This window comes from Halomonas saccharevitans (genome assembly GCF_900116405.1).
GTDB classification, from domain to species: domain Bacteria; phylum Pseudomonadota; class Gammaproteobacteria; order Pseudomonadales; family Halomonadaceae; genus Halomonas; species Halomonas saccharevitans.
On record NZ_FPAQ01000017.1, the window covers coordinates 53,335 to 78,037 of the forward strand.

The following is a 24,703-nucleotide window of genomic DNA, read 5'->3' on the forward strand; positions in this document are numbered from 1 at the left end:
CGTTACTCCTTCGCCTTGGCGGTTTTCGCGGCCGGCTTGGCCGGCTGCGGCTTGGCGTCCTGCTCGGCCTGGGCCTTGGCGTCCGCCTCGCCGGCGTCGCCCGGCGCGCCGATCACGCCCTTGCGGGTCAGGTGCTCGATCTCGGCGGCGTCCTTCTTGGGGTCCAGCTCCACCTCGCCCTGGGGCGGGCGGTGCGTCTTGCCGTTGCGGCGCAGGGGTTCACGTACCGGATACTTCATGGCTCACCTCGTGGCGTGCCGGCCCGCCCACGGGCGGGCCGGGTGCGTGGGCTTACGACTGGGCGGCGACGTCCTGGATCAGGAAGCCGGACTCGATCCCCGAGAGCACCGGGGCGCGCTCGTAGGTCACCGGGTAAATCCAGCTCTTGGCGTTGCGCTCGTTGTAGGGCTCCTCGACGATCGGGTGCCCCTCGAGGGTGTAGGTGTAGCCGAAGGAGGGTTCGGCCCGGGAGCTGACCTGCTCGGGCACGTAGGCCAGCACCGCGGCATTGCCCCAGGCGTCCACCATGGTGTCGCTGCCCTCGTTCATGTACACCGCCTCGCCGATCACGATGCGACGCAGGTTGAACAGGCGGGCCAGCATCTCGGCGGTGATCGAGTCGGAGCTGGTGCACTTGAAGCGCTCCAGGATCTTGGGGTGCTCGCACAGGGCGTTGAAGCCGGCCGCCGGGATCTCCAGCGTGTTGGGCCGCACGCCGATGATCGAGCGCACCGCCTCGCGGTACTCGCGAATCTGCTTCGCCGGGTCGCTGGTGCCGTCGGTCCACTGGTCGGTGCCCGACAGGGTGATCTTGTTGTTCACGCCGTAGTTGGCCGGGTTGGTGGCCAGCTCGGCCTGCTCGATCTCCAGCGAGAGCGACATGATGTTCATGGTCTCGTTGGTGGCCTGGGTACCCAGGTCGATGCCGGGCACTTGGTTGGCGTCCTGCATGTGCTCCCAGGGCACCTGGCCTTCCAGGGCGTCCTGCACCAGCGAGAACGGCTTGCCTTCATAGCCGAACTGCACCCGCTTGGTGTTGGCACCCGGGGCGCGGCGCGTCTTGTAGCGCTTGAACGAGTCGCGCCCGAACTCGATGACCTGCCCGCCGCGCTGCTTCACGGGCACGCGGGGGAACAGGGCGAAGCCGACGCGCTCGGGGTGGCGATACCCCTGGGCCACGTTGGACAGGATCGGGTCGATCACCCGGACTTGCTGGTTGTTCATGACCATCGGTTAACGTCTCCTTGAAAGCGGGTTACCGGCCGTTTAGCGGACCAGCAGCACCTCGATGAACTCACCGGCGCCGGCCGCCGAGTCGAGCGCGCGGGCCAGCACGATCTCGCCGCCCACGCCGGGGTTGGTGATGGCCATGCCGCTGGCATCGCTGACCACCTCATCGCCCACGGCGACGGCTCCGGCGGTCTCCACCACGCTGGTGCCCATGACATCGAGGGCCAGGTCCTGGCCGTCCACGGCGTCATGGCCGGCCACGCCCATGGCGTCGCCACCGGAGGCGGCGACCTGGGCGCCATCGAAGCCCACGAAACGGTGCCCGGCGACCGCCCCCGAGGCGGTCACGGTGAGGGCGAGTACGACGATCTTCTGGCTCATGCCTGGTTACCTCCCCGCTGCACGGCGCTGACGGCCGTGATGTAGTCGCAGTCGTGCTTCTCCTGGTAGGCCACCGCACGGGCGTGCAGACGGGCCTTGTCCGGGTCCACGTTGTAGCCGTCCGGGGCCTGGTAGCCGGCGCCCTCGGCGTCGTCGCCGCCGGCCGCGGCGCGCTCGCTGTAGTCCACCGCCACGGGCAGCTCCTTGAGGAAGCCTTCCAGCCAGGCGCGATCGGTGGTCTTCACCTTGTCGCTGCCCTCGCCGAACTCCAGGGCCTCCTCGGCGTCCTGGTTGGCCATGAAGGCCACCAGGCCGTCGCGGTGCTTGGGCAGCACGCGGCCTTGCGTCACCAGGTCGTCGACCAGGTGGGCGCTGGCCTCGGCCTGTGCCTTGCGTTCGCGCTCGGCGAAGGCGGCCTCCTGTTCCTTGAGCCGGTTCTCGCGCTCGGCCGCCTCGCGCTCGCGGCGCTCCAGTTCTTGCTTGTCCACGTCGGTCACCTCCAGGGTGGGCTTGGGGTGTGGCGGTTGATGGGAGGGGCGCTCGCCGTAGCTCGGCGCGTCGCGCTCCTCCAGGTGCTCGATCTCCCAGTCGGGCAGCACCTTGTCGGCGGCCTCCAGGCCGTCGTCGGCGATCAGCTTGTCGCGCAGGCCGCGGAACAGCCGCTGCAGGATGCCGCCGCGGATCTCGCCGAACTCCAGCTCCACCACGCCGGTGTCGCCGTCGGCGAACTCGATCTGCTTCAGGCCCTTGATGGCCGGGGGCTGGGCGCCCAGGAAGCCCACGTGGCGCAGGTAGTACACGCCGGGCTTGGGATTGGCGGGAGAGTCGGGGCGGTAGAAGCTCGCCGACACCTTCTTGAAGCGGCCGGACTCGACCAGCTCGGCGAACTGCGGCTCGACCTGGTCGGGCTCGGCGGTCAGGGTGTCGGCGAATGCCAGGGACTTCACCCAGCCATAGGCGGGGTGATCGTGGCGCGGGTGCCCCACCACGATGGGCGCTTCATGCAGCGCCGGATCGTAGGCGGCGGCACTCTCGCGCAGCTGCTGCTCGGTGAACCCGATGGTCTCGCCGGACATATCGGTGTGCGTGCCCGGCCGGAAAATCTCGATGCGCTGCATGGCGGCCTCCCGTGTTCGTGGGGGCCAGTATCGAGGGCGCCGCGGCGGGCGGTAAGGCGAAGGGCTTCAGCGGAAAGCGGAGGGGTGCGACGGGTCGAGCGAGGCGGGAAAACGGCGGCCGCGAGGGCGAAACCCATATAACCAGCGACCGCCGCCACGGGCAAGCTGTTTAAACCCTGTTTAAATCGCCGCAGGCGCGTGTAAAAAATTCGAGTCGTAACACGGGGGCGGGAAAGACGAACGGCGCTTGTGCGGCCTCACAGGCCGCTCTAGGTGGTGCCGGGCTGACCGCCGAGGGCGTAGCGCCCGAGGATCTCGTCGATCACCTGGCGGTCCTCGTCGGACAGCCCCAGGTAGGGGCGCGCCGGGATGGTCACCTTCTTGACCAGGGCGAAGGCACCGCCGGGCCGACCGATGGCCAGCGAGCCGCCCTTGGCCCGGATGGTGCCACCCAACTGGTGGATGGCGCCATAGATCTTGTTGGTACCCTGCTCGAGGGTGTCGCGGCCCGCCCGGTAGTGGATCGAGCCGCGCAGGCCGGCGCCGCCGCTCTCGGTCAGGATCTGGTCGTTGCGCTTGTTGGCCTTGGTGAAGTCCGACAGCGGCTCCCAGGGGTGGCCCTCGGGATCGGTCTCGGTGCGAAAGCGCTCCTCCACCGCGCCCTGCAGGTGCTCGCCGATCTCCAGCAGCGCCGGGCGCAGGTTCTCGACGTTGCGCCGCATGCGGCCGAGCATCTCGGCCACCTGCTCGTTGTTGATGTCTACGTTCAGGGCAATGCCGGCCATGTCACTCCTCCAGCGGATCGGGGTCGTCGCCCAGGGCGGCGCGAATCTCGGCCATCATCGCGGTGGCCAGCACGTCGGGCAGCTGGCTGCGCTTGCGCTCCACGGCCTCGCGGGTGCGCGCGGCCACACTCTTGCCGGGTGGGTAGTTGAAGCCGGGGTCCACGCCTTCGGGCACGTCCTCCTGGCGCGCCCCGGTGGTGTCCTGCCAGGGCTCGCGCTTCACCGTGGGCGCGGTGTCCGGGCCCTCCTTGCCCATGCGCTCCAGGTCGGCCGGCCCCTTGGCCACCACCTTGCAGCTGCAGCCCCAGCCGTTGGGCGGGTAGTGCTCCCGCCACCAGGGATCGTCGGCATGCAGCACCATCTTGTCCCACGCCAGGTGCTCCTCGCGCGGGTCGGCGCTGCCGCCGTGCAGGTACTGCCAGTAGGGGCGCACCCTGAGCAGGTCGGGATCGGTCAGCTGGGCGTGACGCCCGGCGGCGTAGGCGGTGCGCAGGTTGGTTTCGTAGATCACCCGGGTGCGCCAGCCGCGCCCGCCGCGGTACTCCCAGCCGGTGCGCGCCACCGTCTCGTCGAAGCGCTCGCGGAACGCCTCCAGGGTGGTGCCCTGGCTGATCGCCTCGTCCACCGCCCCGCGCAGGTCGTTGAGCAGGTCGGCCTTGGCGGCACCCGCCACCATGAAGGCGCTGTCGTGGGCCTCCTTCCACACGTCGGTCCAGCGCGTGCCGGGCATGTTGACCTTGTTGCGGAAGAAGGCGATGGCCTCCTCGAACGGCAGATCCTGGTACTCGACGGCCATCACTCGCCCTCGCTGACGTCGGCCCGGCCGGACAGCTCGGCGGTGGCGATAGCCTTCTGCATCACCTTGGCGAGCTGCTCACTGGGCATCTCGGCGTACAGCGCCTCGAGGCCGTCACGGATCTCGGCCAGGCTCGAGGCATTGGCCACCAGGCGACGCACCGGCTCCATCATCTCGCCCCAAGCGGGCTCGGCCTCGCGCTCCAGACGGTCGGCCATCATGTCGCCGCGCCGCTTGGCGCTGTCGTCGCCCTCGGCGAAGCCCACCGGCGCCGCCGATTGGGGCGGGCGGCTGTCGACCTCCCAGCCGTCGCCGTAGCGCTCCTGGATGTAGCGCAGGCTGGGGCGATAGCCCAGCCGCGACACGCGCTCGTCGCGCTCGGCCAGCTTGTTGAGGTCCTCGGGCTGCCCCATGCGCCGCCACACGCGCGGCGTCTTGGCACTGGGGAAGTTCCACTCGGTCAGCCACCTGGCCACCGACTGGTTGAAGCTCTCGCAGACCACGTCGGCGTCGGCCTTGGTGATGTCGTCGCGCACCTCGCCGGCCATGTCCTCACCACCCAGGCGCCCCGGGGTGCTCTCGCTGGAGCCGGTGTGGCCCAGGATCACCTTGGCAATAGCGCGGTCCATGCGGTCGTACAGCGAGGTGTAGTCGGCGGTACCGCTGCGCGCGGCCTCGATCAGCTCGATCTGCATGCCGTCTGGCACGATCACCCCCGAGTCGGAATGCACCGCCTGCAGCGCCTGCAGCAGCTTCTGCTTCTGCGCCTCGGTGCTCGAGCCGGGATAGGTGCCCTTGGCGGTGGGCTGGCCGAACTTGTCCAGGAACACCAGCCACAGCCGCAGGCCGTTGCGCTTGAAGAACACCGGCCAGTACAGCCAGTGCCCCAGGCCCTGGCCATAGGGCTCGTCGTCGTGGTCGGCGCCGGTCGAGAAGTGCCAGAACTTGCGCTCCGGCAGCAGCTCGCCCTCGGGCGTGCTGGCGGTCAGCAGGCGCAGGCGCCCGGCGCCGTCGAAGCGGAAGCGGCGCCGGTTGCGCACCTTGAGCGCGTCCAGGGTGACGTAGCGCCCCTCGTGGCCCCACAGGCACTCGGCCACGGCGTAGCCGTAGAAGATGCCGTGCAGCATGTTGGTAGTCGCCCGGTCGAAGCGGATCGACTGCAGCTGCTCGCGCAGGAAGGCCGCGGCGGCCTTGTCCTGGCGGCGGTTGCCGCCGGCCTCCACCTCCCACTCGGCGGACGCCACCGCCAGCTGCCGCTGCTGCCAGGTGGCCTTCACCTGGTCGTCGCGCAGCAGCTCCTCGTAGAGCCGCAGGTCGCCACCGCCCCGGGTGGCCAGCACGCTGTCGGTGGGCTGCAGCAGCTGCAGCGGCGTGACGTACCCGCGCGTGATGTCGCGCCCATCCAGCGTGGACGCGACCTCCTGCATCTCTGGCTTCGGCGCTTCGCTCGCCATCTAGAATCCCCCTGTGTCCATGCCGCCCCCGACGACACCCCAGCCCACGTCCCCCTGGACGCGGCCGGCCTCGTAGCCGCTGCGCTGGATGCCGGTGGAGCGAAAGTCGATTTCCACGCCGTCCTGGCGGGTCGCGTAGTAGGCCAGCGCCAGGGCGATCGCGGCGTCGCCGTGGCGCTGCTGCTGGCCGGTGCTCTTGGGCAGGCGCGCCACGCCGTCCACCAGCTTGATGGCGCGCAGGTCGTCGAGCAGGTGCGAGTCCTTGGGGATCGCCAGCTCGCCGTCCTCGAACGCCGCCTTCAGCGGCGGCATGTGCTCGCGGTACCAGGCCTCGGTGAACTGCACCTCGTGGATCCGCGCGCCGTACTGCTGGGTGGCCACCTCGGCCAGATAGGCGCCGTTGCCCCGGGCGTCCAGGGCGCCGACGTGGAAGCGGGCCAGCCGGTCGCAAAGGTAGAACAGCACCTGGCGCTGCTGCTCGAAGGGCATGTTGCCCAGCTCGACGATGAACGGCACCCGCCGCCCCAAGTCGGCACCGGTGACCATCGGCACGACCACCGTCAGGTCCGAGACTCGGCCGAAGTCCTCGCCCACTGAGACCAGCAGCTCCGGCGGCAGCGAGGTCAGCAGCGGCCCCAGCTCGCGGTCGCACCAGTCGCGGATCTCGGCCTCGCGCAGGTGCACCGGCCAGTGCTTGAAGTCGTCGTCCATGCGCAGCCGCAGCACCGGCGGGCCGTCGACCATGCGCGCCTCGATCAGCGCGCGGGACAGCCAGGCGCCCGAGCCCTGGGACGGGATCACGTCCAGCTCCTCGTTGGCCGCGTCGCCGTAGAAGGCATAGACGCCCTGCATCCACTCGCGCTCGCCCTCGGCGCTCCACTCCTTGCCCAGGCGCAGGCACACCCGGCGATAGAGCCCCTGGTCGACCGCCTCCTGGAAGGTGATGCGCTGCACCGAGCCCGCGCGCTTGCCGGCGCGAATGTCGTTGATCAGCTCGTTGAAGGGGTTGCGCTCGCCGTTGTGGGTGCTGATCACGCGCACCTTGCCGCCCCAGATCAGCAGCGCCAGGGCCGCCTTGAGCAGTTCGCCGAGCTTGTCGTGGAAGGCCGCCTCGTCGATCACCACCACGCCTTGCTTGCCGCGCAGGTTGGCGGGGCGCGACGACAGCGCCACGATGCGGTGGCCGCTGCCGGGGAACTTGATGGTGAACGTCTTGATGTTCTTGTCGTCGCCGTCGTCTTCCCAGATCCCTTCCTCGACGGCGCTGGCCGCGTGGTTGAAGGCTCGCGCCCACATGCCGCAGGCCTCCACGTATTCGATGGCCATGTCCTGGTTATAGCCGATGTAATAGACGTTCTGACCGCCGGCCCCGGTGGCGGCGGCGGCGATCAGCACGTCGTCGGCGGCCTCGGCCCAGGTCAGGCCGGTACGCCGCGACTTCTCGCTGACCTTCAGCTGGCTGTCGTCGGCGATCCACGCCTGCTGGTAGTCCAGCAGCACCGGCGGCGGGGCGTCGGCGGCGTGGGTGGCCGGCAGCTTCGCGGGCACCTCGGTCATTTGGCGACCCCCCAGCAGCTCGCGGCGCAGGTTGTCCACCATGTCCTTGGAGAGCCCGCCGCGCTTGGCCACCTCGGCAGCCTTGTCGGCGGCTTGCCTGGCCACCTCGCTACGGATGCGCAGCTCGCGCTCCACGCTCACCTTGTCGGCGTTGGCCAGATCCTTGATCGCCCCGGCCAGGAACATGATGTCCTTGGTGCTGATCTCGGCGTCGTCGTCGCCGGCATTGGCCAGCTGCTGGAAGGCCACGGTGCGCAGCATCTCCGACAGCAGGCGACCGACGTCGCCGTCCGGGTCTTCCTCCAGCTTGCCCACCCAGACCTTGGCCAGCTCCTGGGCCTCGCGGTAGCGCTGCATCTGCTGACGGGCCGACTTGACGTAACGCCCCACGGCGCTGCGGCTGGGCGCGTCGTCGCCCATCATGTTGTCGAGCTGCTCGACGATCTGGTCGATGGTCGCTCGCCCGTCGCGGATGGCGCGATCGACGCTCTCGCGGATCCGCGGGTCGAGCTTGGCGACGCTGCTGCGGCGGGCCATGGCTTATTCCCCCGGCATCGGACGCTTGACGCCGCGCACGCGGGCGCGGCCGGCGGCGGCATCGCCGCCCCGGGCGGTCAGGGTAGCCACGGTCACGCTGCCCATCTCCTCGAGGCGCACCAGGTCCTGCTCGGCCAGCCAGTCCAGGTCGGTGGCCAGGCGGTCCTGGCTCACGGCGTGGCCCATGCCCTCCAGGGCGTTGCCCAGCAGGATGGCATTGGCGCTGTAGCCGGCGGATTGCTCCAGCAGGCGCAGCATCTGCAGGCGCCGGTCCTCGGTCAGGATGCGCTCATAGCTCATTTGCGTTGCTCCAGCAGGTGTTGATGTACCAGGCTCAATTGCTTGCCCAGGGCTTCGTTGGTCGAGGCGGCGTGCGCCAGCCCCTGGTTGGTCTCGTCGAGCTTGCGCCACAGGTCGCGCAGCTCCTTGGTGCCGGGGCGGTGACGCAGGTCGTGGTCAACGCCGTCCACGCGCCGCTCCAGCTCGTCGACACGCTCGTTGATCTCCCCGATGGCCTGGCCCGTGGCGCGCGTGCGATTCACCCACCAGGCGTAAACGGACACGCCGACCAACCCGGCCACCTGCACCAGGTCGAAGAAAAAGCGCGCCATCGTCCAGTCGATTGATTCCCCCATCATCCCCTCGCGTAGCGTGATTGGCGTTTGTCGTGATCTTCCTGGCAGGGCACGCAGCGCCGCGCGGTCGGCCAGGCGGCGAGCCGCGCCGCCGGGATCGGCTCCCCGCACGCCTCGCAGCACCCGTCGGGCGATGGCTCGGCGCGGGCCATGCGCTCCCGGTGGGCATCCAGGGCGGTCTCGCGCTCGCGCTCACTCAGCGCGGCCGCCGTCTCGTACTGCTGCTCGGTCCACACAATCCCGGCTCCATTGGCGCACGCGCGCCAGTTTCTTCCATCCCCGACTGCCCCACTGGTGGACCTCGGCCATGTAGCGCGCCACGTCGCGCTGGGTGTATTCCCCCGCCGGCTTGTCCGGCGAGGCCTCGTCTTCGGTCATGCCCGGCCCCGGGGCGCACACCACCGCCCGCGGCGGCGGCTCCGGGGGTGGCGCGGGCGCACTGGCGCAGCCGGCCAGGATCAGCACCACCAGCAGCAGGCAGAACAGGGCGATCCCGCGCCACAGGGTCTGGAACATCCAGTCATCCCGGAAGCCCTGCACCAGGGCATAGCCCCCGACGGCGATCAGCAGCATGGCGGCCACGATGGTCACGGCAGGGCCTCCAGAGTGTCGCGCAGCACCGGCGCCACCGGGCCGTCGTCCTCGGCCGGGGCCCGGGCGATGCGCTGCCGCAGAACGCGGTAGCGCTCGTCGATCTCGGCCAGGCTGTCCTGCAGCTCGCGCACGGCGCGCTCGGCATGGGCCTGCTCGGCGATCGCCGTCACCAGGTCGTCGCGGTAGCGGTTGGCGCGCGCCCGCCAGGCGTCGCGCCCGCGGTGCAGCGAGTCGGCCTCGAACTGCGCCTCGGTCACGGCCAGCTCCAGCCGGGCGGTCTCGGTCTGGTGCCACAGCCAGCCGCCGGCCACGGCGGCGACCAGGGCGCCGATCAGCCACACGCGGCCGGGCAGCAGGCGCAGCAGCTTCAGGAACATGGCTCGCCCCCTTGCCAGCCGGCACGGTCGTAGCGCGGCACCAGCTCGCGCAGGATGCGCCGCACGTAGTGGCGGTTCTCGCGCTCGGCCCAGTCGGCGCGGCGAGTGTGGCGCTCCACGCTGCTCCACCACACGGCGGGATCATCGCCGGCCGCGCGAGCCAGGCGCTGGTCGCGATAGACCCAGCCCAGCCCGCCGTTGTAAGCGGAGAGCGCCATCGCCCAGTGGTTGCAGGTGTCGGCGGCGTCCAGGCGGCGCCAGTGCCAGCGGTTGTAGCGGGCCTGGGCGCGCATCGCCCAGGCGGGCGAATAGGGGGCGGCCTCGCCCAGGTCGGGGTAGATCTCGGCGATCCACTCGCTGGTCGAGGGCATGAACTGGGAGAGCCCCTGGGCGCCCACCGGGCTCTCGGCGCCGCTGCGCCAGGCGCTCTCCTGGTGGATCTGCGCGGCATGCACCGTTACCGGCGCCGGCAGCCCGAACTCCTGCTGCACGATGCGCGTCAGCTCGCGCTGGTAATGGGCGGCGTTGCCGGGGATGCCCTGGGCGCTGGCCACGCAGCTGACCAGCAGCCCGGCGGACAGCAGCCACAGCACCAGCAGGACCTTGCCGGTACGGGTCTTGAGCGAGGCCAGCAGCAGCCACAGTCCACCCGCGATCAGCAGACTGCCTATCCCCAGGGCCTCGAAACAGTCGCGGATGTCACGGCGTGCGCGGGGCGTCATGGCTGCGCCTCCTCGAGCACCACCCTGGCACGCGCCACGACGTCCTCGAGGCGCAGGTAAAGGGTCAGCAGCTTCACCCCAGGGGATGGTTGGCCTTGGAGCGCGTGGATCTGGGCGACCAGGCGGTCGCCCTCCTCGAGCAGCTCACGGGCGGTATCGGCGGCCACGTTACACCCCCAGGCCCAGCGCCAGGATGGCGGCGGCCATCACCGCCGCGCGGCGCAGGGTCGCCAGGCTGGCCTGGTGGCGCAGGTGACGGGCGCCGTTGCGCAAATCCTGGGCGGCCAGGCGATTGGCCTTGCGGAAGAAGTCGTGCGGGCGGGCGTAGTGGAAGATGGTGCGGTCGATCCAGTAGCCCAGGTAGGCACCGAAGGCCAGCTTGGACAGCGACCACACCAGCACGCCGAGCTGGTAGGGGGCGAGCCACGCCACCACGGCGGTGGCCAGCAGGGCCAGCAGCAGCCAGGGAAGCGCGCGCAGCTTGTCGATCAGGGTGGTGAACATCGGGCCATCTCCGTCTGAATGCAGGCATCGAGTCGTCGGGAACGTCGAGCCTTGACGGTAACGGCCGCGGGGATGGCGAGGCAGGCGAAGGGCTTCAGCGGATGCCGCGAGGTGCGGCGCTTGGCGGGAAGTGCAGGCAGGTTAGCGCGCCCGGCCAGCGCGGTCTAGCCGGGCTTACAGCAGGGAGATCTGGTCCCGGGCCTCGTCGTCGGCCCGGGACAGGATGGTGTAGACCTGGCGCTCGGTGAGCCGGTAGCGCAGGGCCAGCTCCGCGGGGCGGGCGCCCTGGTCGCGCTCCAGACGCATCTGGCGGTTGCGCACCCGGCGCAGGGCGTCGGCGCAGCGCGGCACCACCAGCTCCTCCATGGCCAGCGCCTCGGACAGGCGGACCGCCGCTTCGCGGCCCAGCCAGTCGATCAGCCGGTGCTCGTCGCCCAGGCGCTCGAGCACGTAGATGCGCACCCCGCCGGCATGCTCCACCAGCGCCAGGGTCGCCGCCAGGCCGATGGCCTCGGCCACGTCGGTCAGCGACTGCGGCAGCTCCTGGATCTCGCGAACGTCCAGCATCAGCGGTTCTCCTTACGGCGTGAGGAAATGCCCAGCTCGCGCACCATCTCGGCCATGCGCTGCTGGTTGCGGCGGCGCTGAGCCTCGCTCATCGGCGGCTTGGCCAGCCGCGGCTGCTGGGGCCGGGAGGGCAGCGCCTCGAGCAGCTGGCGCGGCACCGGCCAGCGATCGGCCTCGCGGGCCAGCCGGGCGAAGCCAGCGCGCAGGCGGCCGGCGTCCAGCTCGGGATCCCAGCCCACCGGCGCCTGCCACAGGGTGTCGATCCAGGTCTGCTGGGTGTAGGCGGCCTCGTCCTCCCAGGGGGCGCTGGGCAGGCGCAGCACCAGCAGCCGCGCCAGGCCGGTGGTGATCTCGTCGCGGAACCATTGGGCCGGTTGACTCATGACTGGCGCCCCTGGTCCAGCGCCTGCAGGGCGCGCATCACGCCCTTGGCCGGGCGCTGCGGGGGCTGGCCTTCGACGCCGGCCATCGCTTGGCTGGCCTCGGCGCGGGCACCCAGCGAGACCAGCACGCTCTTGAGGTAGTTGTGGTTCTTGAGCGGGCGAGTGTCCTGACCGGTCTCGCGCTTGGCGCGGATCGCCTCGACCGTTTCGGACATGGCCGCACCGACCAGGCTGGTGTCGCTGGCCAAGGCCAGCGCTTCCCGCGACAGGCGCAGCTGCCGCTCGTAGGCGGTCGCCCGCGTCTTGCCGCGGAACAGCCCCACATAGGCGACCAGTGGCCGGGAGACGTCGCGCGGCAGGTCGGCCAGCAGCGCCATCATCTCGCGCAGCGCCTCGTCCTCGGTGACGTGCTCCAAGTTGAACTGGCTGTGGCAGCAGGGGCAGCGAATATCCATCGATTCTCCAGCGTTTATGGGGTGATTGACAGCCACTTATCGGGCTCGGGCAGGGCGTCGAGCAGCCGCCCCAGCAGCTGGCGATCGCGCTCCCAGCCGGGCGGCAGGCGGTAGCGGCGAGCCAGGCTCTCGCGATTCTCGCCGACGTAGGCCAGGAAGCGGTCCACGGCGGCCAGCCGGCTACGCTTCTCCCGCTCGGCCTCCAGTGCGGCGATCACGCCCCGGAACTGCTTCTCGGTGCGCAGCCAGTCGATGCGCTCGATGCCGGTCTGGCGCTTGGCGATGGCCTCGGCATAGGCCCAGGACGCGCCCAGCTCCGACAGCAGGGCCTCGATCTTGCCCATCATCTCGTGCTTGTTGAGAGTGTTCGGCACCCGGCCGGCGCGCTTGGGCGCCTTGGGCTTCCAGCCCAGCCGCCTGAACTCCTCGAGCACGCGCGCCGCGGTGCGGCCATCGAGATCCTTGGCGCTGCGCACCCCGGCGACGCGGGCGAGAACGGCGCGATACTCGTCGTCGGCCAGGCCCAACTGCTGCCGGGCGATATGGATTTGGGCCAGCTTGTTCTTGCTGATCATGAGGAGACTCCCTTCATCTGCCGCTTCACCGTCCGGCACCAGCCGCCGCAGGGCTTGCCGTGGTTGTCGCCCTGGTGGCAGGCGAACACGGCCCGATCCCTCACGGCGGCGGCGAAGTCGCGCTGGGTATGCAGGCTCACCGAGGCCTCGCTGCCTTTCTGCGCCGCACAGCCCGAGCACATGGGCACGGCAGCGCGCATCGCCTGGCGCAGGCGCTGGCGGGACAGCCGCTCACGACGCACGGGACGATAGCTCAGGCAGGTGACGCCGGCGCCCGGATCGGTCACCCAGCCACCCTCGGGCCAGGCGCCGCCGTTCTTCATCTCGATCATCTGCTCAAGCACGTCGCAGCCCCAGGCGTGCTCGCAGTGCGTGCACAGCATGTCGAGATTGGTCGTCCACTCGGCGGCGGTCGGCTTGTACGGCTCGCGCTGGATGCTCATGACGCCGCCTCGTCGTCCTTGATCTCGAGATCCGGGAAGTGCTTTTTCAGGTGGGCCACCACCGCGCCCTCGGTGCCAAAGTCCGGCACAAAACCGATCACCTGCGGCGTCACCAGGCGGTCGGCTTCCTTCTTGCCAAACACGCGCTTTAAGCTCGCATACCCCTTTTTGCGATAGGCCGCCCGCTTCATTGGCCGCCAGAACCGCGCCTCAGGATGTACCGGCGCGCCGTCCTCGACTTTTGTCCACTCGCCCTTCGCAACGCCGTCCACGAACACGCGCACGAAGATCTTCTTTCCGTTGTGCACCTTGGCCAGCGACAGCGTGTAGCCGTCCGCCAGCAGCTCAACGGTGCCACCCAGGTGCGCCAGGCGCTCTTTGATCTCTTTCCACTTATCCATCGCTTACCTCACTGGCTGCTCATCAGTGCCGGGCCACCACGCCCGGCAGACGCCCCGCGCAGGGCGGGGCGTTTCGCTTCAGTCGTGCAGGATCTGCCAGCGGCTGTGCAGGCGCCCCTGGTCGCGATAGCGCTCCATGCAGTCCACGCGCCGCAGCTTGTCGCCGTAGAGCTTCGCGCCCAGGCGCTTCACGGCCTCGGCATCGCTCCAGCTGCAGGACGCCCGCTTGCCCTGCACGGTGCCGGTCACGTAGCCGTCACCGCTACGGCGCAGCCTCACCTCGGTAACAGGCATCAGCGCACCTCCTTCAGCAGCCATTTCTGGGCGACGTTGCCGGCGATATAGCCGCCCAGCAGCAGCCAGGTCAGCGTCTCGAATACCTCGACCGGCAGGTGGCCGGCGACCAGCAGCCACACCAGCACGGCCTGCCAGATCATGGCGGTCCAGAACTTGCGCGAACTCCAGCGCGCGGCGACCTCGTTCATGCCGCCTCCTCGAAGCGCTCGGCGTCCTCGAGCAGCTTGCTGACCAGCTTGTCCACCTCGCTGTCGGTGGGCTTGATCACCACCTGGTCGTCGGCCTCCTCGACGGTCACGCCCACGCGCTTCAGCTCGGTCACGGTCAGCTCGGCCAGGGCCTTGCGGATCGGCTCCTCGCGCACGCGGATCATCGCCTCGGACTGATCGGGGAAGTGGCGGCGGATCAGCTTCACCACCTGGGCGGCGTCGTCCCAGGTCAGCTTGCCCTTGCCCTTGGTCATGCCCACGCGCACCCCGGCGATCACCACGGTGCGGCGCTTGCCTTCCCACAGCTCGGGATTGGCCTCGACCGAGGCGCGCAGCCGGTCGTGGGCCTCGCTGGTGCGGCGCACGGCGTCGCGGATCTCCGGCAGGGCCTGGCGCTTGGCGTCTTCCACCTGGCGCTCCAGGGTCTCGATCAGCTGGCACAGGCGGTCGCGCTCGGCGGCGTAGTCCTCGGCGCGCTTGTTCACGGTTTCCATGGGAGTCTCACTGTTCACGGTCTTGCTCCTCGGTTTCGATCTCACGGGTTACGGCGTCGATGGCCTGCATGTAGCGCTGGGCGCTGGGGCCGTGCAGGCAAACCAGCCCGCCCAGTACGGTGTCGCTGTCATCGCGCACGGTGATGGCGACCTGGTTGGCGCCCAGGGCGCCCATGTCTTGCAGCACCTGGGCGACCGGGCTTTGCCCGATCTCCTCCAGGCTGGTGAGGCGTTGCAGTACGGTCATGCGGATCTCCTGTCGGCGTGGCGGCTGATCACCCAGGGCGCCAGGTAGGCCATCAGCGCCTCGGCCTCGTCGGCATCCAGCAGCAGCTCGGTCTCGTGGGCGCACAGGGTCAGGCTGCCGTCGCTGGCCAGGGCGAACACCGGCTCGGCGGCGGCCTCGTCACTCGACTCGAGGCTGGCCGCTGGGACGCCCCAGGCCTGGCGCAGGCCCGCGATCAGCTGCTGCATGCTGGGCCTGGCCGGTTCGGGCGCGACCGGCTCGGGCGCGGCCGGCGCCGTGGACTCGGCGGCGATCGTGCGCCACGCCACGCGGCCCCGCTCCAGCTGCACCTTCTCGACCCGGACGTCGCGACCCAGGGCGTTGAGCGCGCGGGTCACGGCCTTGCGGTCCAGGTGCAGGTTGTCGGCGATCTGGCGCAGCGACAGCGGCTTACCGACATGTGCCAGGTGCGCCTCGACGCGCCCCTTGATGGTCGTGGGCGGGGTGGCGCCCTCGCCCTGGGCGAGCATCGGCAGGCTGTAGCGCCGACCGTCGCCGTGCGGATGGGCCACCAGGGCGCCTTGCTGGGTCATGAAGGCGAGTCGGGAAGCCACACTGTGGCGCCCCTCAGCCAGGGTGGTGTGGGCGTAGATCTCGGCCAGCGTCAGCGGGCCGGTGGCGCGACCGAGGATCTCGCGGATCTCGTCCTCGAGGGCCACGTCCAGGTCGTCCTGGGAAGCGAATGCCTTCATTGGATCTTCCTCCGAGCAAAGTCGGCGGCCCCGTTGCGCGGGTGCCGGTGGTGGCGAAGCGGTTCGATGGCCGCGCCGTTGCGGCGCGGCAGGTGGGCGACCGGACGCTCGGCGGCGTCGGCCTCGGCGCGCCAGCGGGCGACCAGCTCGCGCCAGTCCTGGTGGTCGTCGCTCCGGTGCGGCTCGACGCGGACCGAGGGCGTCGTATCCATCGCCAGGCCGGTGTCCTGCTCGGCCCATAGGCGCAGGATCACGGCCTGCTGAGCGGGCAGCGGCGGCTCGGCCTCCAGGGCGCGGCGCTCGCAGCGCTCGATGTTGGCCAGGTACTGCGGCAGCGTGATGCCGTGCCGGGCCAGGCGCAGCTGGACGAAACGGTCGGCGTAGTAGTCCAGGGTCTCGTCGGGGTAGATCATGCGACACCTCCGTGGCGGGCCAGGTAGGCCCGCTTCTCGTCTGCGGTCACCGGGCGCTCGAGGCGCTCCAGGCTCACGGTCTCCAGCTCGCCGGACGGCTCGCGCCCCAGCACGATGGCCTCGGCGCGGCGGCAGGCTTGCGGCGCGGTGAAGGCGGCCAGCTCCAGCACCACCCGCACCTCGCGGTGCCCGGCCGGGGCGACGCCCACGCGGTACGCCGCCAGGTCGTCGGGCGAGCACTGCTGCGGCGTCTCGCCATCGAACAGGTCGGGGTGATGCGGGCCGGGGATCACGGTCGGGGCGTTCACGACTCACCTCCCAGGTCCTGCCAGGCGTCGCGGATATGCTCAGCGCCGGGCCGGGCGGGCCGGCGCGGCCGGCTGGGCTTGCTTGAGCAGCGTGGCCTGGGTCTCGGTCGGCAGCGAGCCGAAGGCGTACTCGCGGCCACCGCCACGTCCGGCGCGGCGACGGTTCTCCCAGTCGTCACGCTTGGCCCGGCGCACCACGGCGCTGTGGGTGTCGGGCATGCCGGGCAGGCCGGCCAGCTCCTTGGGGGCGTACCATTCCCGCGTCATGATTCCGCTCCCTCGAACAGCGCCAGCTCCGGGGCGTCGTGCTTGCGCACGTTCTCCCGGTGGCCGGCCAGCTGCTCCATGGCCTGGGTCACGCCGTGCAGCACGTCAGCCGCATCGGCCTCGCTGCGATAGAAGCGCGTCAGCTGGGCCACGGCATCGTTCAGGCGGTTCTGCAGGTCGAGCAGCTCGTCCTGGCTGCTGGCTCGCCCGACGGGAATGTCGATCACCAGCTTCTGCGCGCTGGCGGCGATGTACTGCGTCACGAACGTGGCGTCGCAGGCGAACTCGAACGGGCGGATCCGCTTGCTCGGGATCGACCCGTCTTTCATCCAGCCGTAGACGGTCCACTCGGTAGTGCCGATCAGGTCCGCCACTCGCGGCACGCTCCGGTTGTGCTTGTGCAGCGCATAGTCCAGGCACAGGCGGATCGCGTGCTGCATGGTCTGCGGCGTGGTCGGTTTCCAGCGCTTGCGCGTCATTTGCACCCTCCTTCCTCCAGGGGCCTCCAAACGTCGTCGCATCTTGTGGTTAGGCGGGTCCGGCTCGGCGGCCTACGCTCAACTCAAACGACGAATGAGGGCGGTCTTATGCAGCGTTTCGACGGTTCGTATCCCGATGCCCTTTACGGGCGCCAGTGGTACCCTTGGCGTGATAGCGGCTCGGCCAGATCGTGGCCGCGTCAATGCCGATCGCCTCCGCGATGATCCGCTCGCCCTTCGGCCAGGGCCGGGCCAGCGCATTCGTCAGGGTGGTCGGAGAGGCATAGCCGTGATGCGTCGCCAGGCGGCGCAGGCTCCAGCCGGCCTTGCGGAGTTCCGCGACAATGTCTGCGCGGTGCCAGTCCTTGAGGGCGGCTTTTTTCGGACTGCTGCTTTTGGTCATGTGCCAACGCTCTCTTGGTGCATGTGTGTTGCGTCATGGCTACATCATGCGACACATATAGAGCGACGGTCAAGACAAATGGAGCGGGTCAATGTTTAAACGTGCGCTCCAAATGGGCTCGCTTTGCACATACACGACTAATATCAATGGGTTAGGTGGAACTATGACGCGTCAAACTTCTCAACACGATCAGGTCAATGTTCAGGCCGGGAAGGTTGACGCGCTCGGGGAGCGCATATCCGTGGCAATAAGGCGCGTCGGGGGTGTGACAAGCATGTCGCATAAGGCCAATGTGTCGACCTCGGTGCTCCGTAAGTGGCGGGCAGGGCAGTCAGAGCCACAGGTGACCGCCCTGGTGAGTATGGCTAGAGCTGCGGGGATATCGGTGGGATGGCTGGCCACGGGCGAAGGCGACCCCGAGGGCGGCGAGCCGCCGGCCGGGCTGGGCCGCCCCGACGCCGACCTCGACGCCCTGGAGCAGATCGCCCTGAAGGTGCTGGCGCTGCTCGACAAGCGCCGCCCGGACCTGTCACCCAAGGCCCGCGCGCGCATCGTGCGCCTGGTGTACGAATTCTATATCCGGCAGGAAAAGCCGATGGACGAGGCCAGCCTGGACAACGTGATAGAGCTGGCGGCATTCAGATAGACGCAGGGGGAGCCAAGGCAGTGATCGACGACTTGCTGAAGAAGATCGACGAGGCGATAGCCGACGAGGACGACAGCCGCCAGGACGGCGCCAGCAGCGGCGGGGGCTCGATCCACATCAGCATTGGCGACATCGTCAACAACACCGGCACGGTGGTGATCGGCGGCAACGTCGAAAGGAAGGATCGGCAGGAAGGCGAGGGCAGCGGCAGCCAGGCCCGGCAGTCGTGCGGCGGCGGACCGTGCCCCGAGGTGGCCTGGCTGCGCCGCCAGGTACTGGCCCTTAAACAGCGGGTATGCGGCGGTTACCCGCCGGATGCTTTGAACGCCCTTAAACACAACGGGCGCCCTCGCGGCGCCCGTCTCACTTCATGTGGCCCATCTTCCCCTCGGCGGCCCGTTGTCCCAAACCATCGCCGCCCGTCCCGCTCACCCCGTCCGCGCCGCGCCACTGCTCGCCAGCCCGCGCCACGCCGCACTTTCCGTCCCGTTATGTCTTCCTTGCTGCCACCAAATCCCACTTCCCCCTATGTCCCATACTCCTTGTCTCCCCTCACTCGCCGCTAACCTTCGGCCACTCTAGCCCTGGGCTCAAGGCATGACGTGCGACGAGATCCTCCCTCCGAAACCTCGCTTTTCAGTAGCAACATCTGAACTATATCCCATAGACAGATAATTCGCCCATCGCAGCAGTGATTACTGCTAGAATCGCGCGCGCCACGCAGGCGCTTCCTGTCTCGGCTACCCGCCTTGGGCAGGCCGCACGCTCGCGTCACGGCGCTTACCGGCGCCGCCGACGCGAGCGTTCGAGCCGGTCCGGCAGGGAAGCGCCTGTCCGCCCATTACAATTCGAGAGATCCTCCATGATCGCCACCCTGCAAACCCTCGGCCGCCCGCTGATGCGACTGGGGCTGATCCCCCAGATCGCCATCGGCATCGTCTGCGGCATCCTGCTCGCCACCCTCGCGCCGGACACCGCCCAATCGGTCTCGCTGCTGGGCCAGCTATTCATCTCCGCCCTGAAGGCGGTCGCCCCGATCCTGGTGTTCATCCTGGTAACCGCGGCCATCGCCAGCCACCAGAAGGGTCAGCCGACCCATATCCGCTCGGTGATGGTGCTCTACGTGATCGGCACCCTGGTCGCCGCCCTGGTGGCCGTGGTGGCGAGCTTCGCGTTCCCCACCACCCTGGCGCTGGATCGCCCCGAGGTCAGCGGCAACCCGCCGGGTGACATCATCGAGATCCTCCAGAACCTGCTGCTCAACGCCGTCGCCAACCCGGTCACGGCGATCATGGAAGGCAACTTCATCGCCATCCTGGTGTGGGCCATCGGCCTTGGCATCATGCTGCGCCAGGCGAGTGACGGCACCCGTAACCTGCTCGGCGATCTTTCCGATGCCATCTCGAACATCGTGCGCCTGGTGATCCGCTTCGCCCCGCTGGGCATCTTCGGCCTGGTCGCCAACACCCTGGCGGAGTCGGGCATGAATGCCCTGCTCGACTATGGCCACCTGCTGGCGGTGATCGTCGGCTGCATGCTGTTCGTGGCCCTGGTCACCAACCCGCTGATCGTCTACTGGCAGACCCGCGAAAACCCCTATCCGCTGGTCTTCACCTGCCTGCGCGGCAGCGCCATCACCGCCTTCTTCACGCGCAGCTCGGCGGCCAACATCCCGGTCAACCTGGAGCTGTGCAAGCGGCTGAAGCTGCACGCCGACACCTACTCCATCTCGATCCCGCTGGGCGCGACGGTCAACATGTGCGGCGCGGCCATCACCATTACCGTGATCACACTCTCGGCTGCCCATACCCTGGGCATCGGCGTCGACTTCCCCACCGCCCTGCTGCTGTGCGTCGTCTCGGCACTGGCCGCCTGCGGCGTCTCCGGCGTGGCCGGCGGCTCGCTGCTGCTGATTCCCATGGCCAGCAACCTCTTCGGCATCTCCACCGACGTGGCCATGCAGGTGGTGGCGATCGGCTTCGTGATCAGCGTGGTGCAGGACTCCACCGAGACGGCGCTGAACTCCTCCACCGACGTGCTGTTCACCGCGGCCGCCTGCCGCCGCAAGGAAAACGCCCAGGCCTGATCGCAAGATGAAGGTCTGAGAGAAAACGCCGCGGTCCCGTGCTCTTTACGGGGCCGCGTGCCAGCAACGGAACTCCCCCTCCCCCAGCGGCGTCCTGCCGCGCATCGCCTGCCGAGATAATGAGTTTTTCCAACCCTTAACGTAAATCAACACATCATTCTTTAGGATGATAACGTTGAGGCAACATCGCGACTGAAGATAGACAGCATCGGCGACATTTACGATAGTGGGAACGTTTAGATACAGTTCGTCACCGGTATCGAGCGATCGGAAACCGGCCACCGCCCACGATTATCAGGAAGCGCTGACGCCATGATCCCCCTCCTGCTCGCCTGCCGCCGCTTCAACCGCTCCCTCCCGTCCGCTTTTCGGCTGCCTTTCCTGGGACTTTGCCTGCTGCTGGCCATCAACGCCCACGCCGCGGATGGCGGCGCCACGCCCATGCCGATTCTGACCCTTGCGCAGGGCAGCGACCGCCAGCAGCTCTCGCTGGAGGCGATCGAGGCCACCGACGAGCTCTATCACATCCAGATGCAGCATCCCGAGGGCCCAGAGGGCCGCTTCTCGGGTGTCTGGCTGAACGCCTTCCTGGCGGCGAACGGCCTGGAAGACGCGAAACGCGTGCGCTTCATCGCCGATGATGGCTACACCACCTTCCTCACCCTCGCCCAGCGCAACGAGAAGGCCTACCTCCTGGCAACACGGCTGGACGGCGAGCCGATCGGAGTAGATCGGCTCGGCCCGCTGATGCTGGTGGTGCCCGACGATGCCGAGGCCGTCCTTGACGGCTCGGCACCCATGAATCGCTGGATCTGGGCGCTCGAGGAAATCCGCGCGAGATGACGACTGCCCCGGCCAGGGCCTTGCGCCATCGCCTGCTGCTGGCCTTCGGGCTGATCGTCGCGACCTGTGCCGCGGCCATCACCTACTACGCCGTTCACGCGCGACAGCATGTCGGTGCCGACTACACCGCCATGGTCGCCGACGTGGTCCGCTCCCAGTCAGATCCCCAGGAGCTGCGGACGACCCTGATGCGTCTCGACGACGGTCATCCGGATCATCGGGCCCACCAGGAGGAGCTTGGAGAGCTGCTGCCGCGCATTCCCCGGCGCATCGAGAACCTCCGGGTACAGGTACTGCGCAGCGACCTTCCCCGCCAGGATTACGCACCGCTGATCGACGAATTGGACCTGGTTCAGGAGCGCATCGCCACACTTCAGGCCCGCTTCGATCGGGCTCAGCGCGATGGGCTCGACGGTGAGGAGATCGAAGCGCTGCGCACGCTTGGGCTCGAGGTCGAGGCGGGGCTCGCCTGGAGCTACAGCGAGCTCAGCCTGCTGGTGCAGAACGCCTCCGCCGGACAGCGCCATCTGATGGAGTGGCTCACCGCCGCGGTGTTCGGTCTCCTGGTGATGGTGGTGGCCGCCGTCGGCGCGGTGATGCTGATGATGCTGCGCCTGCAGCGCCAGCGAGACGAGTTGCGCCACCTGAGCCAGACCGACATGCTCACCGGGCTCTTCAATCGTCGTCGCCTGCAGGAGGTAGCCGAACAGGAGTTCACCCGTCGCCAGCGCCACCCCTCGCCGCTGAGCCTCATGCTGCTCGACCTGGATCATTTCAAGCACATCAACGACGCCTTCGGCCACCCGGTGGGTGACGAGGTGCTCTCCTCCTTCGCCGAGATACTCCGGCACCAGGTGCGACGCCTGGATACCGTGGCGCGCATGGGCGGCGAAGAGTTTGCGGTGCTGCTGCCGGACACCGATGGCCAGGACGCACGACAGCTCGCCGAACGAGTCCGCGAGGCCACGCGCGCCATGCCGCTGCCAACGGAGGCCGGAGATTATCGACTTACCGTCAGCATCGGCGTGACCGAGGCCCGGCAAGGCGACAGCTTCGAACACCTCTATACCCGAGCGGATCGGCGGCTCTATGCCGCCAAGGAAGCCGGCCGGGATCGCGTGGTCAGCGGCGACGCGCTGCCGGAGGTCGCCAATACCGGCACGCCCCTAGACGATGATGAGCTCGACGCGTTGCAGCAAGACACCGCACGCTAGGCGCGACCCTGCTCCGCTGTCAGACTCCAAAGCAGGCCTTCGCCAGACGAAGTGAAACAGGCATCATCGCCGCGGGCCCTCGTGCTGGGCAGTGCACTGATCGCAACGCCGAGCTGCTCGCCTCAGGCGCCCCTCCATGGCAGCCTCCAACCGGTCGCCCAGCGCGACGCTCCCGCGCTCGATCTCCCCAGCCATGGCCGGTTCCTGTGGCCTAACTCGGCACTGACAGCGCCGCCCTTTGACAGGCGACCGTTCTTTCTATAGAACGTTCGTTAAAAGGAACAACGAGAGCGCCTGTCATGGATACCCCCTCCCTCAGCACCCTGGGGCAGCACCTGCAGTCCCTGCGCAAGGCCCAGGGCTGGTCGCTGTCGCAGCTGGCCGCCGCCGCGGGCATCGCCAAGTCGAACCTGTCGCGCCTCGAGCAGGGCAACGGCAACCCCACCCTGGACACCATCTGGCGCCTGGCGGTGCAGCTGAAGGTCCCCTTCGGCACCCTGGTCGCCCCCATCGCCGTGCCCCTCGGCGAGGATGGCGTGGAAGTGCGCCTGATCGATCAGGGCAAGGAGAGCCCCCAGGTCGATGCCTACTGGATGCGCTGCGCCCCCTTCACCACCCGCGTCGCCGAGCCGCATACCCCCGGCGCTAGGGGATCCCTGACCCTGATCAGCGGTCACCTCGAGGCCGGGCCAGAGGGCGACACCCGCCGGCTCGCCGCCGGCGATACCCTGACCTTTGCCGCCGACCGAGCGCACTGCTACCGCACCAGTGACGACTGGGCCACCCTGCTGGTCAGCGTGGTTTATCACGGGGAGTCCCACCGATGAGCCAGCAGGCCATTTCCTCGTCGCCGCGCCCCTGGCTGATTGGCATCCGCGAGGCGATCCCCCTGCTCGGCGGCTACGTGCCGGTGGCCATCTCCTTCGGGCTGGTCGCCATCCAGGCCGGTTTCAGCGCCCAGGAGGCGGTGCTGATCTCGGCCCTGGTCTACGCGGGCGCCTCGCAGTTCCTGTTCGTCGGCATGGCCGCCGCCGGCTCGCCGCTGTGGCTGGTGGTGGTCATGACGCTGCTGATCAACGTGCGCCACGTGGTGTATGCCCCCAACCTGGCCCCCTGGCTGACGGCGAGCCGCGGCTGGCCCTGGCTGATGCACGCCCTCACCGACCAGGTCTTCGCCCTGGCGCACACCCGCCTGCCGCAGCTGCCGGAAGCGCAGCGGCTCGGCTGGTTCACCGGCGCCGCCCTGTTCGCCTGGGCCAGCTGGATCGCCGGCACCGCCCTGGGGGCGCTGGCCGGCGAGGAGCTGATGGCGCGCTGGCCGCTGCTCGGCGAGATCATGCCCTTCGCCCTGCCCGCTCTCTTTCTCGTGCTGGTGGTGCCGCGCTTTACCTCGCGGCGCTGGAACCTGGCCCTGGGCCTAACCATCCTGAGCGCCCTCGCCCTGACCGTGACGGGCTTCACCAACCTGGCGATTCCCCTCGCCGCCGCCTGCGGAGCGCTGTGCTTCCAGGCCGTGAAGTGCCGCCCCGCCAAGCACTCAGCACACACGCAAGGAGCCCGCCATGAGTAGCGCTATGTGGATCGCCGTGATCGCCTCGGCCGTCGGTACCCTGCTGCTGCGGCTGCTGCCGATGCTGTGGATGCGGCGCCGCCTGGCCCGGCTGGGCCAGGACGACGGAATCGACGCCATGCCCCAGTGGCTCGGCATCCTGGGGCCGCTGATGATCGCCGCCCTGCTCGGCACCTCGCTGGTGCCGAAGACGCTGGACGCCGTCTCCTGGCTCGCGACCGGGATCGGCGTGCTGGCAAACCTCGCCATATGGTGGCGAACACGAACCCTCGGCTGGCCGGTAGCGGCCGGCGTGGCGGCCTTTGGCGCCGTGGTGGTGCTGGCAAGTTGGGTGCTTTAAGAGAAGGGATAGAAAGAAGCGTGATTGCTAGAGGGCGTGGTGGATCTAGCAGGGCTTGAATCTGCGACCAAGGGATTATGAGATCGCTTTTAAAACAATAAGTTACTGAAACACAAGGAAAAGCAACCGTAATCGAGCGAAAGGTACAGTCCTTTGGAATCAGTAGGTTAGCTAAGGTTGAGGATAGCACAGGGAGCTGGTGTGTGTACCGCTCGTGTACCTTTGACGCAGGAGATCATTGGAAGAATAGCTCTTCTCGGAAGATCTCTCGTTCTCTGCTGCGTCTGAATCCTGAATTCAAGCAATAAGTGCAGCACCTGCGGTATCCAGGGCTCCTGAGTATTCCCCCAGGAATACCTGTGCCGGTGTCCGATAGCCGAGCCGTTTTCGAGGGCGGTCATTCAGCTTCCTGAGCACCCTGCGAAGCTCGGCATCGGTGACCTGGCGGAAGTCCGTTCCCTTGGGAAAGTACTGCCGTATCAGGCCATTGGTGTTCTCGTTGGTCCCACGCTGCCCGGAGCAGTAGGGATCACAGAAGTATGTCGCTGCTGTCACTGCCTTGGACACGGCTTGGTGCTCGGCGAATTCGGAGCCATTGTCCAGCGTGATGGTCTGGACCGCGCCCCGACGAGGTTTCAGTAG

41 protein-coding genes and 1 other RNA gene are annotated in these 24,703 nt (G+C 68.7%); 8 read left to right on the forward strand and 34 right to left on the reverse strand.

Going from position 1 to position 24,703, the window contains the following annotated elements; all coding sequences use genetic code 11:
* Positions 1–2 precede the first annotated feature (2 nt).
* The 33 genes from BM388_RS09425 to BM388_RS09575 all read right to left on the reverse strand — a co-directional run bounded on the left by BM388_RS09425 (position 3) and on the right by BM388_RS09575 (position 17,362).
* On the reverse strand, positions 3–239 hold the full coding sequence (locus BM388_RS09425; RefSeq protein WP_089849452.1) for a hypothetical protein: 237 nt from the start codon (positions 237–239) through the stop codon (positions 3–5).
* Positions 240–291: 52 nt separating this feature from the next.
* Positions 292–1,230 (reverse strand): major capsid protein, encoded by a 939-nt coding sequence (locus BM388_RS09430; protein WP_089849454.1) that lies wholly within the window; start codon positions 1,228–1,230, stop codon positions 292–294.
* 36 nt (positions 1,231–1,266) lie between these two features.
* Positions 1,267–1,611 (reverse strand): DUF2190 family protein, encoded by a 345-nt coding sequence (locus tag BM388_RS09435; protein ID WP_089849456.1) that lies wholly within the window; start codon positions 1,609–1,611, stop codon positions 1,267–1,269.
* Positions 1,608–2,729 carry a peptidase gene (locus BM388_RS09440; RefSeq protein WP_089849458.1) on the reverse strand — a complete coding sequence of 374 codons (1,122 nt, stop codon included), beginning with the start codon at positions 2,727–2,729 and terminating at the stop codon, positions 1,608–1,610. The genes BM388_RS09435 and BM388_RS09440 overlap by 4 nt, the downstream gene beginning before the upstream one ends.
* 269 nt (positions 2,730–2,998) lie before the next feature.
* The gene (locus BM388_RS09445; RefSeq protein ID WP_089849460.1) at positions 2,999–3,514 is read right to left on the reverse strand and encodes a phage virion morphogenesis protein; all 516 of its coding nucleotides are present in this window, start codon (positions 3,512–3,514) and stop codon (positions 2,999–3,001) included.
* Between the two features lies 1 nt (position 3,515).
* Positions 3,516–4,310 (reverse strand): phage head morphogenesis protein, encoded by a 795-nt coding sequence (locus tag BM388_RS09450; protein ID WP_089849462.1) that lies wholly within the window; start codon positions 4,308–4,310, stop codon positions 3,516–3,518.
* Positions 4,310–5,764, reverse strand: coding sequence for a DUF935 domain-containing protein (locus tag BM388_RS09455; RefSeq protein WP_089849464.1), 1,455 nt, complete (start codon positions 5,762–5,764; stop codon positions 4,310–4,312). The genes BM388_RS09450 and BM388_RS09455 overlap by 1 nt, the downstream gene beginning before the upstream one ends.
* Entirely contained in the window at positions 5,765–7,858 is a 2,094-nt protein-coding gene (locus tag BM388_RS09460) for a phage protein Gp27 family protein (protein WP_089849466.1), read from the reverse strand.
* 3 nt (positions 7,859–7,861) lie between these two features.
* Positions 7,862–8,158, reverse strand: coding sequence for a VpaChn25_0724 family phage protein (locus BM388_RS09465; protein ID WP_089849468.1), 297 nt, complete (start codon positions 8,156–8,158; stop codon positions 7,862–7,864).
* The gene (locus BM388_RS09470) at positions 8,155–8,493 is read right to left on the reverse strand and encodes a hypothetical protein (protein WP_089849469.1); all 339 of its coding nucleotides are present in this window, start codon (positions 8,491–8,493) and stop codon (positions 8,155–8,157) included. Before BM388_RS09470 ends, BM388_RS09465 begins: the two co-directional genes overlap by 4 nt.
* Positions 8,493–8,729, reverse strand: a complete 237-nt coding sequence (locus tag BM388_RS17570) for a TraR/DksA C4-type zinc finger protein (RefSeq protein WP_139233918.1) — start codon at positions 8,727–8,729, stop codon at positions 8,493–8,495. The genes BM388_RS09470 and BM388_RS17570 overlap by 1 nt, the downstream gene beginning before the upstream one ends.
* Positions 8,686–9,084 carry a hypothetical protein gene (locus BM388_RS09480; RefSeq protein WP_089849472.1) on the reverse strand — a complete coding sequence of 133 codons (399 nt, stop codon included), beginning with the start codon at positions 9,082–9,084 and terminating at the stop codon, positions 8,686–8,688. Before BM388_RS09480 ends, BM388_RS17570 begins: the two co-directional genes overlap by 44 nt.
* Positions 9,081–9,464, reverse strand: a complete 384-nt coding sequence (locus BM388_RS09485) for a hypothetical protein (protein WP_089849474.1) — start codon at positions 9,462–9,464, stop codon at positions 9,081–9,083. Before BM388_RS09485 ends, BM388_RS09480 begins: the two co-directional genes overlap by 4 nt.
* On the reverse strand, positions 9,455–10,186 hold the full coding sequence (locus tag BM388_RS09490) for a transglycosylase SLT domain-containing protein (protein ID WP_089849477.1): 732 nt from the start codon (positions 10,184–10,186) through the stop codon (positions 9,455–9,457). The genes BM388_RS09485 and BM388_RS09490 overlap by 10 nt, the downstream gene beginning before the upstream one ends.
* On the reverse strand, positions 10,183–10,353 hold the full coding sequence (locus BM388_RS17830) for a hypothetical protein (RefSeq protein ID WP_175535067.1): 171 nt from the start codon (positions 10,351–10,353) through the stop codon (positions 10,183–10,185). Before BM388_RS17830 ends, BM388_RS09490 begins: the two co-directional genes overlap by 4 nt.
* Position 10,354: 1 nt before the next feature.
* Positions 10,355–10,690, reverse strand: coding sequence for a putative holin (locus BM388_RS09495; protein ID WP_089849479.1), 336 nt, complete (start codon positions 10,688–10,690; stop codon positions 10,355–10,357).
* Between the two features lie 174 nt (positions 10,691–10,864).
* Positions 10,865–11,257 carry a Mor transcription activator family protein gene (locus BM388_RS09500; protein ID WP_089849480.1) on the reverse strand — a complete coding sequence of 131 codons (393 nt, stop codon included), beginning with the start codon at positions 11,255–11,257 and terminating at the stop codon, positions 10,865–10,867.
* Positions 11,257–11,640 carry a hypothetical protein gene (locus tag BM388_RS09505; RefSeq protein ID WP_089849482.1) on the reverse strand — a complete coding sequence of 128 codons (384 nt, stop codon included), beginning with the start codon at positions 11,638–11,640 and terminating at the stop codon, positions 11,257–11,259. Before BM388_RS09505 ends, BM388_RS09500 begins: the two co-directional genes overlap by 1 nt.
* Positions 11,637–12,095: a hypothetical protein gene (locus tag BM388_RS09510; RefSeq protein WP_089849484.1), complete on the reverse strand. Its 459-nt coding sequence runs from the start codon at positions 12,093–12,095 to the stop codon at positions 11,637–11,639. Before BM388_RS09510 ends, BM388_RS09505 begins: the two co-directional genes overlap by 4 nt.
* A gap of 14 nt (positions 12,096–12,109) precedes the next feature.
* On the reverse strand, positions 12,110–12,670 hold the full coding sequence (locus BM388_RS09515) for a gp16 family protein (protein WP_089849486.1): 561 nt from the start codon (positions 12,668–12,670) through the stop codon (positions 12,110–12,112).
* A complete protein-coding gene (locus tag BM388_RS09520) occupies positions 12,667–13,113 on the reverse strand; it encodes a hypothetical protein (RefSeq protein WP_089849488.1) in 447 nt (148 codons plus the stop codon). Before BM388_RS09520 ends, BM388_RS09515 begins: the two co-directional genes overlap by 4 nt.
* Complete coding sequence (locus tag BM388_RS09525; RefSeq protein WP_089849490.1) at positions 13,110–13,514, reverse strand: hypothetical protein; 405 nt, start codon at positions 13,512–13,514, stop codon at positions 13,110–13,112. Before BM388_RS09525 ends, BM388_RS09520 begins: the two co-directional genes overlap by 4 nt.
* Positions 13,515–13,523: 9 nt before the next feature.
* An RNA gene (locus tag BM388_RS09530) (hammerhead ribozyme type II) lies at positions 13,524–13,593 on the reverse strand.
* The gene (locus tag BM388_RS09535; RefSeq protein WP_175535068.1) at positions 13,593–13,808 is read right to left on the reverse strand and encodes a hypothetical protein; all 216 of its coding nucleotides are present in this window, start codon (positions 13,806–13,808) and stop codon (positions 13,593–13,595) included. The genes BM388_RS09530 and BM388_RS09535 overlap by 1 nt, the downstream gene beginning before the upstream one ends.
* Complete coding sequence (locus tag BM388_RS09540; protein WP_089849494.1) at positions 13,808–13,999, reverse strand: hypothetical protein; 192 nt, start codon at positions 13,997–13,999, stop codon at positions 13,808–13,810. Before BM388_RS09540 ends, BM388_RS09535 begins: the two co-directional genes overlap by 1 nt.
* The gene (locus BM388_RS09545) at positions 13,996–14,532 is read right to left on the reverse strand and encodes a host-nuclease inhibitor Gam family protein (protein WP_139233919.1); all 537 of its coding nucleotides are present in this window, start codon (positions 14,530–14,532) and stop codon (positions 13,996–13,998) included. The genes BM388_RS09540 and BM388_RS09545 overlap by 4 nt, the downstream gene beginning before the upstream one ends.
* The gene (locus BM388_RS09550; protein ID WP_089849498.1) at positions 14,522–14,761 is read right to left on the reverse strand and encodes a hypothetical protein; all 240 of its coding nucleotides are present in this window, start codon (positions 14,759–14,761) and stop codon (positions 14,522–14,524) included. The genes BM388_RS09545 and BM388_RS09550 overlap by 11 nt, the downstream gene beginning before the upstream one ends.
* Complete coding sequence (locus tag BM388_RS17835; RefSeq protein ID WP_175535069.1) at positions 14,758–15,492, reverse strand: DNA glycosylase AlkZ-like family protein; 735 nt, start codon at positions 15,490–15,492, stop codon at positions 14,758–14,760. Before BM388_RS17835 ends, BM388_RS09550 begins: the two co-directional genes overlap by 4 nt.
* The gene (locus BM388_RS17840) at positions 15,489–15,905 is read right to left on the reverse strand and encodes a hypothetical protein (RefSeq protein WP_175535070.1); all 417 of its coding nucleotides are present in this window, start codon (positions 15,903–15,905) and stop codon (positions 15,489–15,491) included. Before BM388_RS17840 ends, BM388_RS17835 begins: the two co-directional genes overlap by 4 nt.
* The gene (locus tag BM388_RS09560; protein WP_089849502.1) at positions 15,902–16,213 is read right to left on the reverse strand and encodes a hypothetical protein; all 312 of its coding nucleotides are present in this window, start codon (positions 16,211–16,213) and stop codon (positions 15,902–15,904) included. Before BM388_RS09560 ends, BM388_RS17840 begins: the two co-directional genes overlap by 4 nt.
* Before the next feature lie 39 nt (positions 16,214–16,252).
* Positions 16,253–16,480: a DNA-binding protein gene (locus BM388_RS09565; RefSeq protein ID WP_089849504.1), complete on the reverse strand. Its 228-nt coding sequence runs from the start codon at positions 16,478–16,480 to the stop codon at positions 16,253–16,255.
* Positions 16,477–16,959: a hypothetical protein gene (locus BM388_RS09570; RefSeq protein WP_089849506.1), complete on the reverse strand. Its 483-nt coding sequence runs from the start codon at positions 16,957–16,959 to the stop codon at positions 16,477–16,479. The genes BM388_RS09565 and BM388_RS09570 overlap by 4 nt, the downstream gene beginning before the upstream one ends.
* Positions 16,960–17,065: 106 nt before the next feature.
* Positions 17,066–17,362, reverse strand: a complete 297-nt coding sequence (locus BM388_RS09575; RefSeq protein ID WP_046079673.1) for a helix-turn-helix domain-containing protein — start codon at positions 17,360–17,362, stop codon at positions 17,066–17,068.
* A 385-nt stretch (positions 17,363–17,747) separates the two neighbouring features.
* Here BM388_RS09575 and BM388_RS09580 point away from each other — a divergent pair, with 385 nt between their 5' ends.
* From BM388_RS09580 to BM388_RS09610, 8 genes are all read left to right on the forward strand, one after another.
* Positions 17,748–18,008, forward strand: a complete 261-nt coding sequence (locus tag BM388_RS09580) for a hypothetical protein (RefSeq protein ID WP_089849508.1) — start codon at positions 17,748–17,750, stop codon at positions 18,006–18,008.
* Between the two features lie 20 nt (positions 18,009–18,028).
* A complete protein-coding gene (locus BM388_RS17575; protein ID WP_139233920.1) occupies positions 18,029–18,574 on the forward strand; it encodes a hypothetical protein in 546 nt (181 codons plus the stop codon).
* 296 nt (positions 18,575–18,870) lie between these two features.
* The gene (gene sstT / locus BM388_RS09585) at positions 18,871–20,094 is read left to right on the forward strand and encodes a serine/threonine transporter SstT (RefSeq protein ID WP_089849510.1); all 1,224 of its coding nucleotides are present in this window, start codon (positions 18,871–18,873) and stop codon (positions 20,092–20,094) included.
* A gap of 312 nt (positions 20,095–20,406) precedes the next feature.
* Entirely contained in the window at positions 20,407–20,937 is a 531-nt protein-coding gene (locus BM388_RS09590) for a molybdopterin-dependent oxidoreductase (protein ID WP_089849512.1), read from the forward strand.
* Positions 20,934–22,151, forward strand: a complete 1,218-nt coding sequence (locus BM388_RS09595; RefSeq protein WP_089849514.1) for a GGDEF domain-containing protein — start codon at positions 20,934–20,936, stop codon at positions 22,149–22,151. Before BM388_RS09590 ends, BM388_RS09595 begins: the two co-directional genes overlap by 4 nt.
* A gap of 299 nt (positions 22,152–22,450) precedes the next feature.
* The gene (locus BM388_RS09600) at positions 22,451–22,978 is read left to right on the forward strand and encodes a helix-turn-helix domain-containing protein (protein WP_089849516.1); all 528 of its coding nucleotides are present in this window, start codon (positions 22,451–22,453) and stop codon (positions 22,976–22,978) included.
* A complete protein-coding gene (locus tag BM388_RS09605; RefSeq protein WP_089849518.1) occupies positions 22,975–23,721 on the forward strand; it encodes an AzlC family ABC transporter permease in 747 nt (248 codons plus the stop codon). Before BM388_RS09600 ends, BM388_RS09605 begins: the two co-directional genes overlap by 4 nt.
* Entirely contained in the window at positions 23,714–24,061 is a 348-nt protein-coding gene (locus BM388_RS09610; RefSeq protein ID WP_089849520.1) for an AzlD domain-containing protein, read from the forward strand. The genes BM388_RS09605 and BM388_RS09610 overlap by 8 nt, the downstream gene beginning before the upstream one ends.
* 297 nt (positions 24,062–24,358) lie before the next feature.
* Here BM388_RS09610 and BM388_RS09615 read toward each other — a convergent pair.
* The coding region (locus BM388_RS09615; RefSeq protein ID WP_139233902.1) for an IS30 family transposase at positions 24,359–24,703 on the reverse strand (345 nt) is incomplete at its 5' end.

Bases quoted from the DNA above. Each gene is read 5' to 3' on its own strand.
- BM388_RS09565 (WP_089849504.1), bottom strand. From the start codon at position 16,480: ATGACGCGGGAATGGTACGCCCCCAAGGAGCTGGCCGGCCTGCCCGGC.
- BM388_RS17840 (WP_175535070.1), bottom strand. From the start codon at position 15,905: ATGATCTACCCCGACGAGACCCTGGACTACTACGCCGACCGTTTCGTC.
- BM388_RS09445 (WP_089849460.1), bottom strand. From the start codon at position 3,514: ATGGCCGGCATTGCCCTGAACGTAGACATCAACAACGAGCAGGTGGCC.
- BM388_RS09425 (WP_089849452.1), bottom strand. From the start codon at position 239: ATGAAGTATCCGGTACGTGAACCCCTGCGCCGCAACGGCAAGACGCAC.
- BM388_RS09505 (WP_089849482.1), bottom strand. From the start codon at position 11,640: ATGAGTCAACCGGCCCAATGGTTCCGCGACGAGATCACCACCGGCCTG.
- BM388_RS09600 (WP_089849516.1), top strand. From the start codon at position 22,451: ATGGATACCCCCTCCCTCAGCACCCTGGGGCAGCACCTGCAGTCCCTG.
- BM388_RS09470 (WP_089849469.1), bottom strand. From the start codon at position 8,493: ATGGGGGAATCAATCGACTGGACGATGGCGCGCTTTTTCTTCGACCTG.
- BM388_RS09455 (WP_089849464.1), bottom strand. From the start codon at position 5,764: ATGGCGAGCGAAGCGCCGAAGCCAGAGATGCAGGAGGTCGCGTCCACG.
- BM388_RS09465 (WP_089849468.1), bottom strand. From the start codon at position 8,158: ATGAGCTATGAGCGCATCCTGACCGAGGACCGGCGCCTGCAGATGCTG.
- BM388_RS09460 (WP_089849466.1), bottom strand. From the start codon at position 7,858: ATGGCCCGCCGCAGCAGCGTCGCCAAGCTCGACCCGCGGATCCGCGAG.
- BM388_RS09490 (WP_089849477.1), bottom strand. From the start codon at position 10,186: ATGACGCCCCGCGCACGCCGTGACATCCGCGACTGTTTCGAGGCCCTG.
- BM388_RS09590 (WP_089849512.1), top strand. From the start codon at position 20,407: ATGATCCCCCTCCTGCTCGCCTGCCGCCGCTTCAACCGCTCCCTCCCG.
- BM388_RS09450 (WP_089849462.1), bottom strand. From the start codon at position 4,310: ATGGCCGTCGAGTACCAGGATCTGCCGTTCGAGGAGGCCATCGCCTTC.
- BM388_RS09595 (WP_089849514.1), top strand. From the start codon at position 20,934: ATGACGACTGCCCCGGCCAGGGCCTTGCGCCATCGCCTGCTGCTGGCC.
- BM388_RS09485 (WP_089849474.1), bottom strand. From the start codon at position 9,464: ATGTTCCTGAAGCTGCTGCGCCTGCTGCCCGGCCGCGTGTGGCTGATC.
- BM388_RS09495 (WP_089849479.1), bottom strand. From the start codon at position 10,690: ATGTTCACCACCCTGATCGACAAGCTGCGCGCGCTTCCCTGGCTGCTG.
- BM388_RS09440 (WP_089849458.1), bottom strand. From the start codon at position 2,729: ATGCAGCGCATCGAGATTTTCCGGCCGGGCACGCACACCGATATGTCC.
- BM388_RS09610 (WP_089849520.1), top strand. From the start codon at position 23,714: ATGAGTAGCGCTATGTGGATCGCCGTGATCGCCTCGGCCGTCGGTACC.
- BM388_RS09540 (WP_089849494.1), bottom strand. From the start codon at position 13,999: ATGAACGAGGTCGCCGCGCGCTGGAGTTCGCGCAAGTTCTGGACCGCC.
- BM388_RS17835 (WP_175535069.1), bottom strand. From the start codon at position 15,492: ATGAAGGCATTCGCTTCCCAGGACGACCTGGACGTGGCCCTCGAGGAC.
- BM388_RS09520 (WP_089849488.1), bottom strand. From the start codon at position 13,113: ATGAGCATCCAGCGCGAGCCGTACAAGCCGACCGCCGCCGAGTGGACG.
- BM388_RS09500 (WP_089849480.1), bottom strand. From the start codon at position 11,257: ATGCTGGACGTTCGCGAGATCCAGGAGCTGCCGCAGTCGCTGACCGAC.
- BM388_RS09535 (WP_175535068.1), bottom strand. From the start codon at position 13,808: ATGCCTGTTACCGAGGTGAGGCTGCGCCGTAGCGGTGACGGCTACGTG.
- BM388_RS09435 (WP_089849456.1), bottom strand. From the start codon at position 1,611: ATGAGCCAGAAGATCGTCGTACTCGCCCTCACCGTGACCGCCTCGGGG.
- BM388_RS09570 (WP_089849506.1), bottom strand. From the start codon at position 16,959: ATGACGCGCAAGCGCTGGAAACCGACCACGCCGCAGACCATGCAGCAC.
- BM388_RS09605 (WP_089849518.1), top strand. From the start codon at position 22,975: ATGAGCCAGCAGGCCATTTCCTCGTCGCCGCGCCCCTGGCTGATTGGC.
- BM388_RS09510 (WP_089849484.1), bottom strand. From the start codon at position 12,095: ATGGATATTCGCTGCCCCTGCTGCCACAGCCAGTTCAACTTGGAGCAC.
- sstT (WP_089849510.1), top strand. From the start codon at position 18,871: ATGATCGCCACCCTGCAAACCCTCGGCCGCCCGCTGATGCGACTGGGG.
- BM388_RS09515 (WP_089849486.1), bottom strand. From the start codon at position 12,670: ATGATCAGCAAGAACAAGCTGGCCCAAATCCATATCGCCCGGCAGCAG.
- BM388_RS09550 (WP_089849498.1), bottom strand. From the start codon at position 14,761: ATGACCGTACTGCAACGCCTCACCAGCCTGGAGGAGATCGGGCAAAGC.
- BM388_RS09525 (WP_089849490.1), bottom strand. From the start codon at position 13,514: ATGGATAAGTGGAAAGAGATCAAAGAGCGCCTGGCGCACCTGGGTGGC.
- BM388_RS09430 (WP_089849454.1), bottom strand. From the start codon at position 1,230: ATGGTCATGAACAACCAGCAAGTCCGGGTGATCGACCCGATCCTGTCC.
- BM388_RS09575 (WP_046079673.1), bottom strand. From the start codon at position 17,362: ATGACCAAAAGCAGCAGTCCGAAAAAAGCCGCCCTCAAGGACTGGCAC.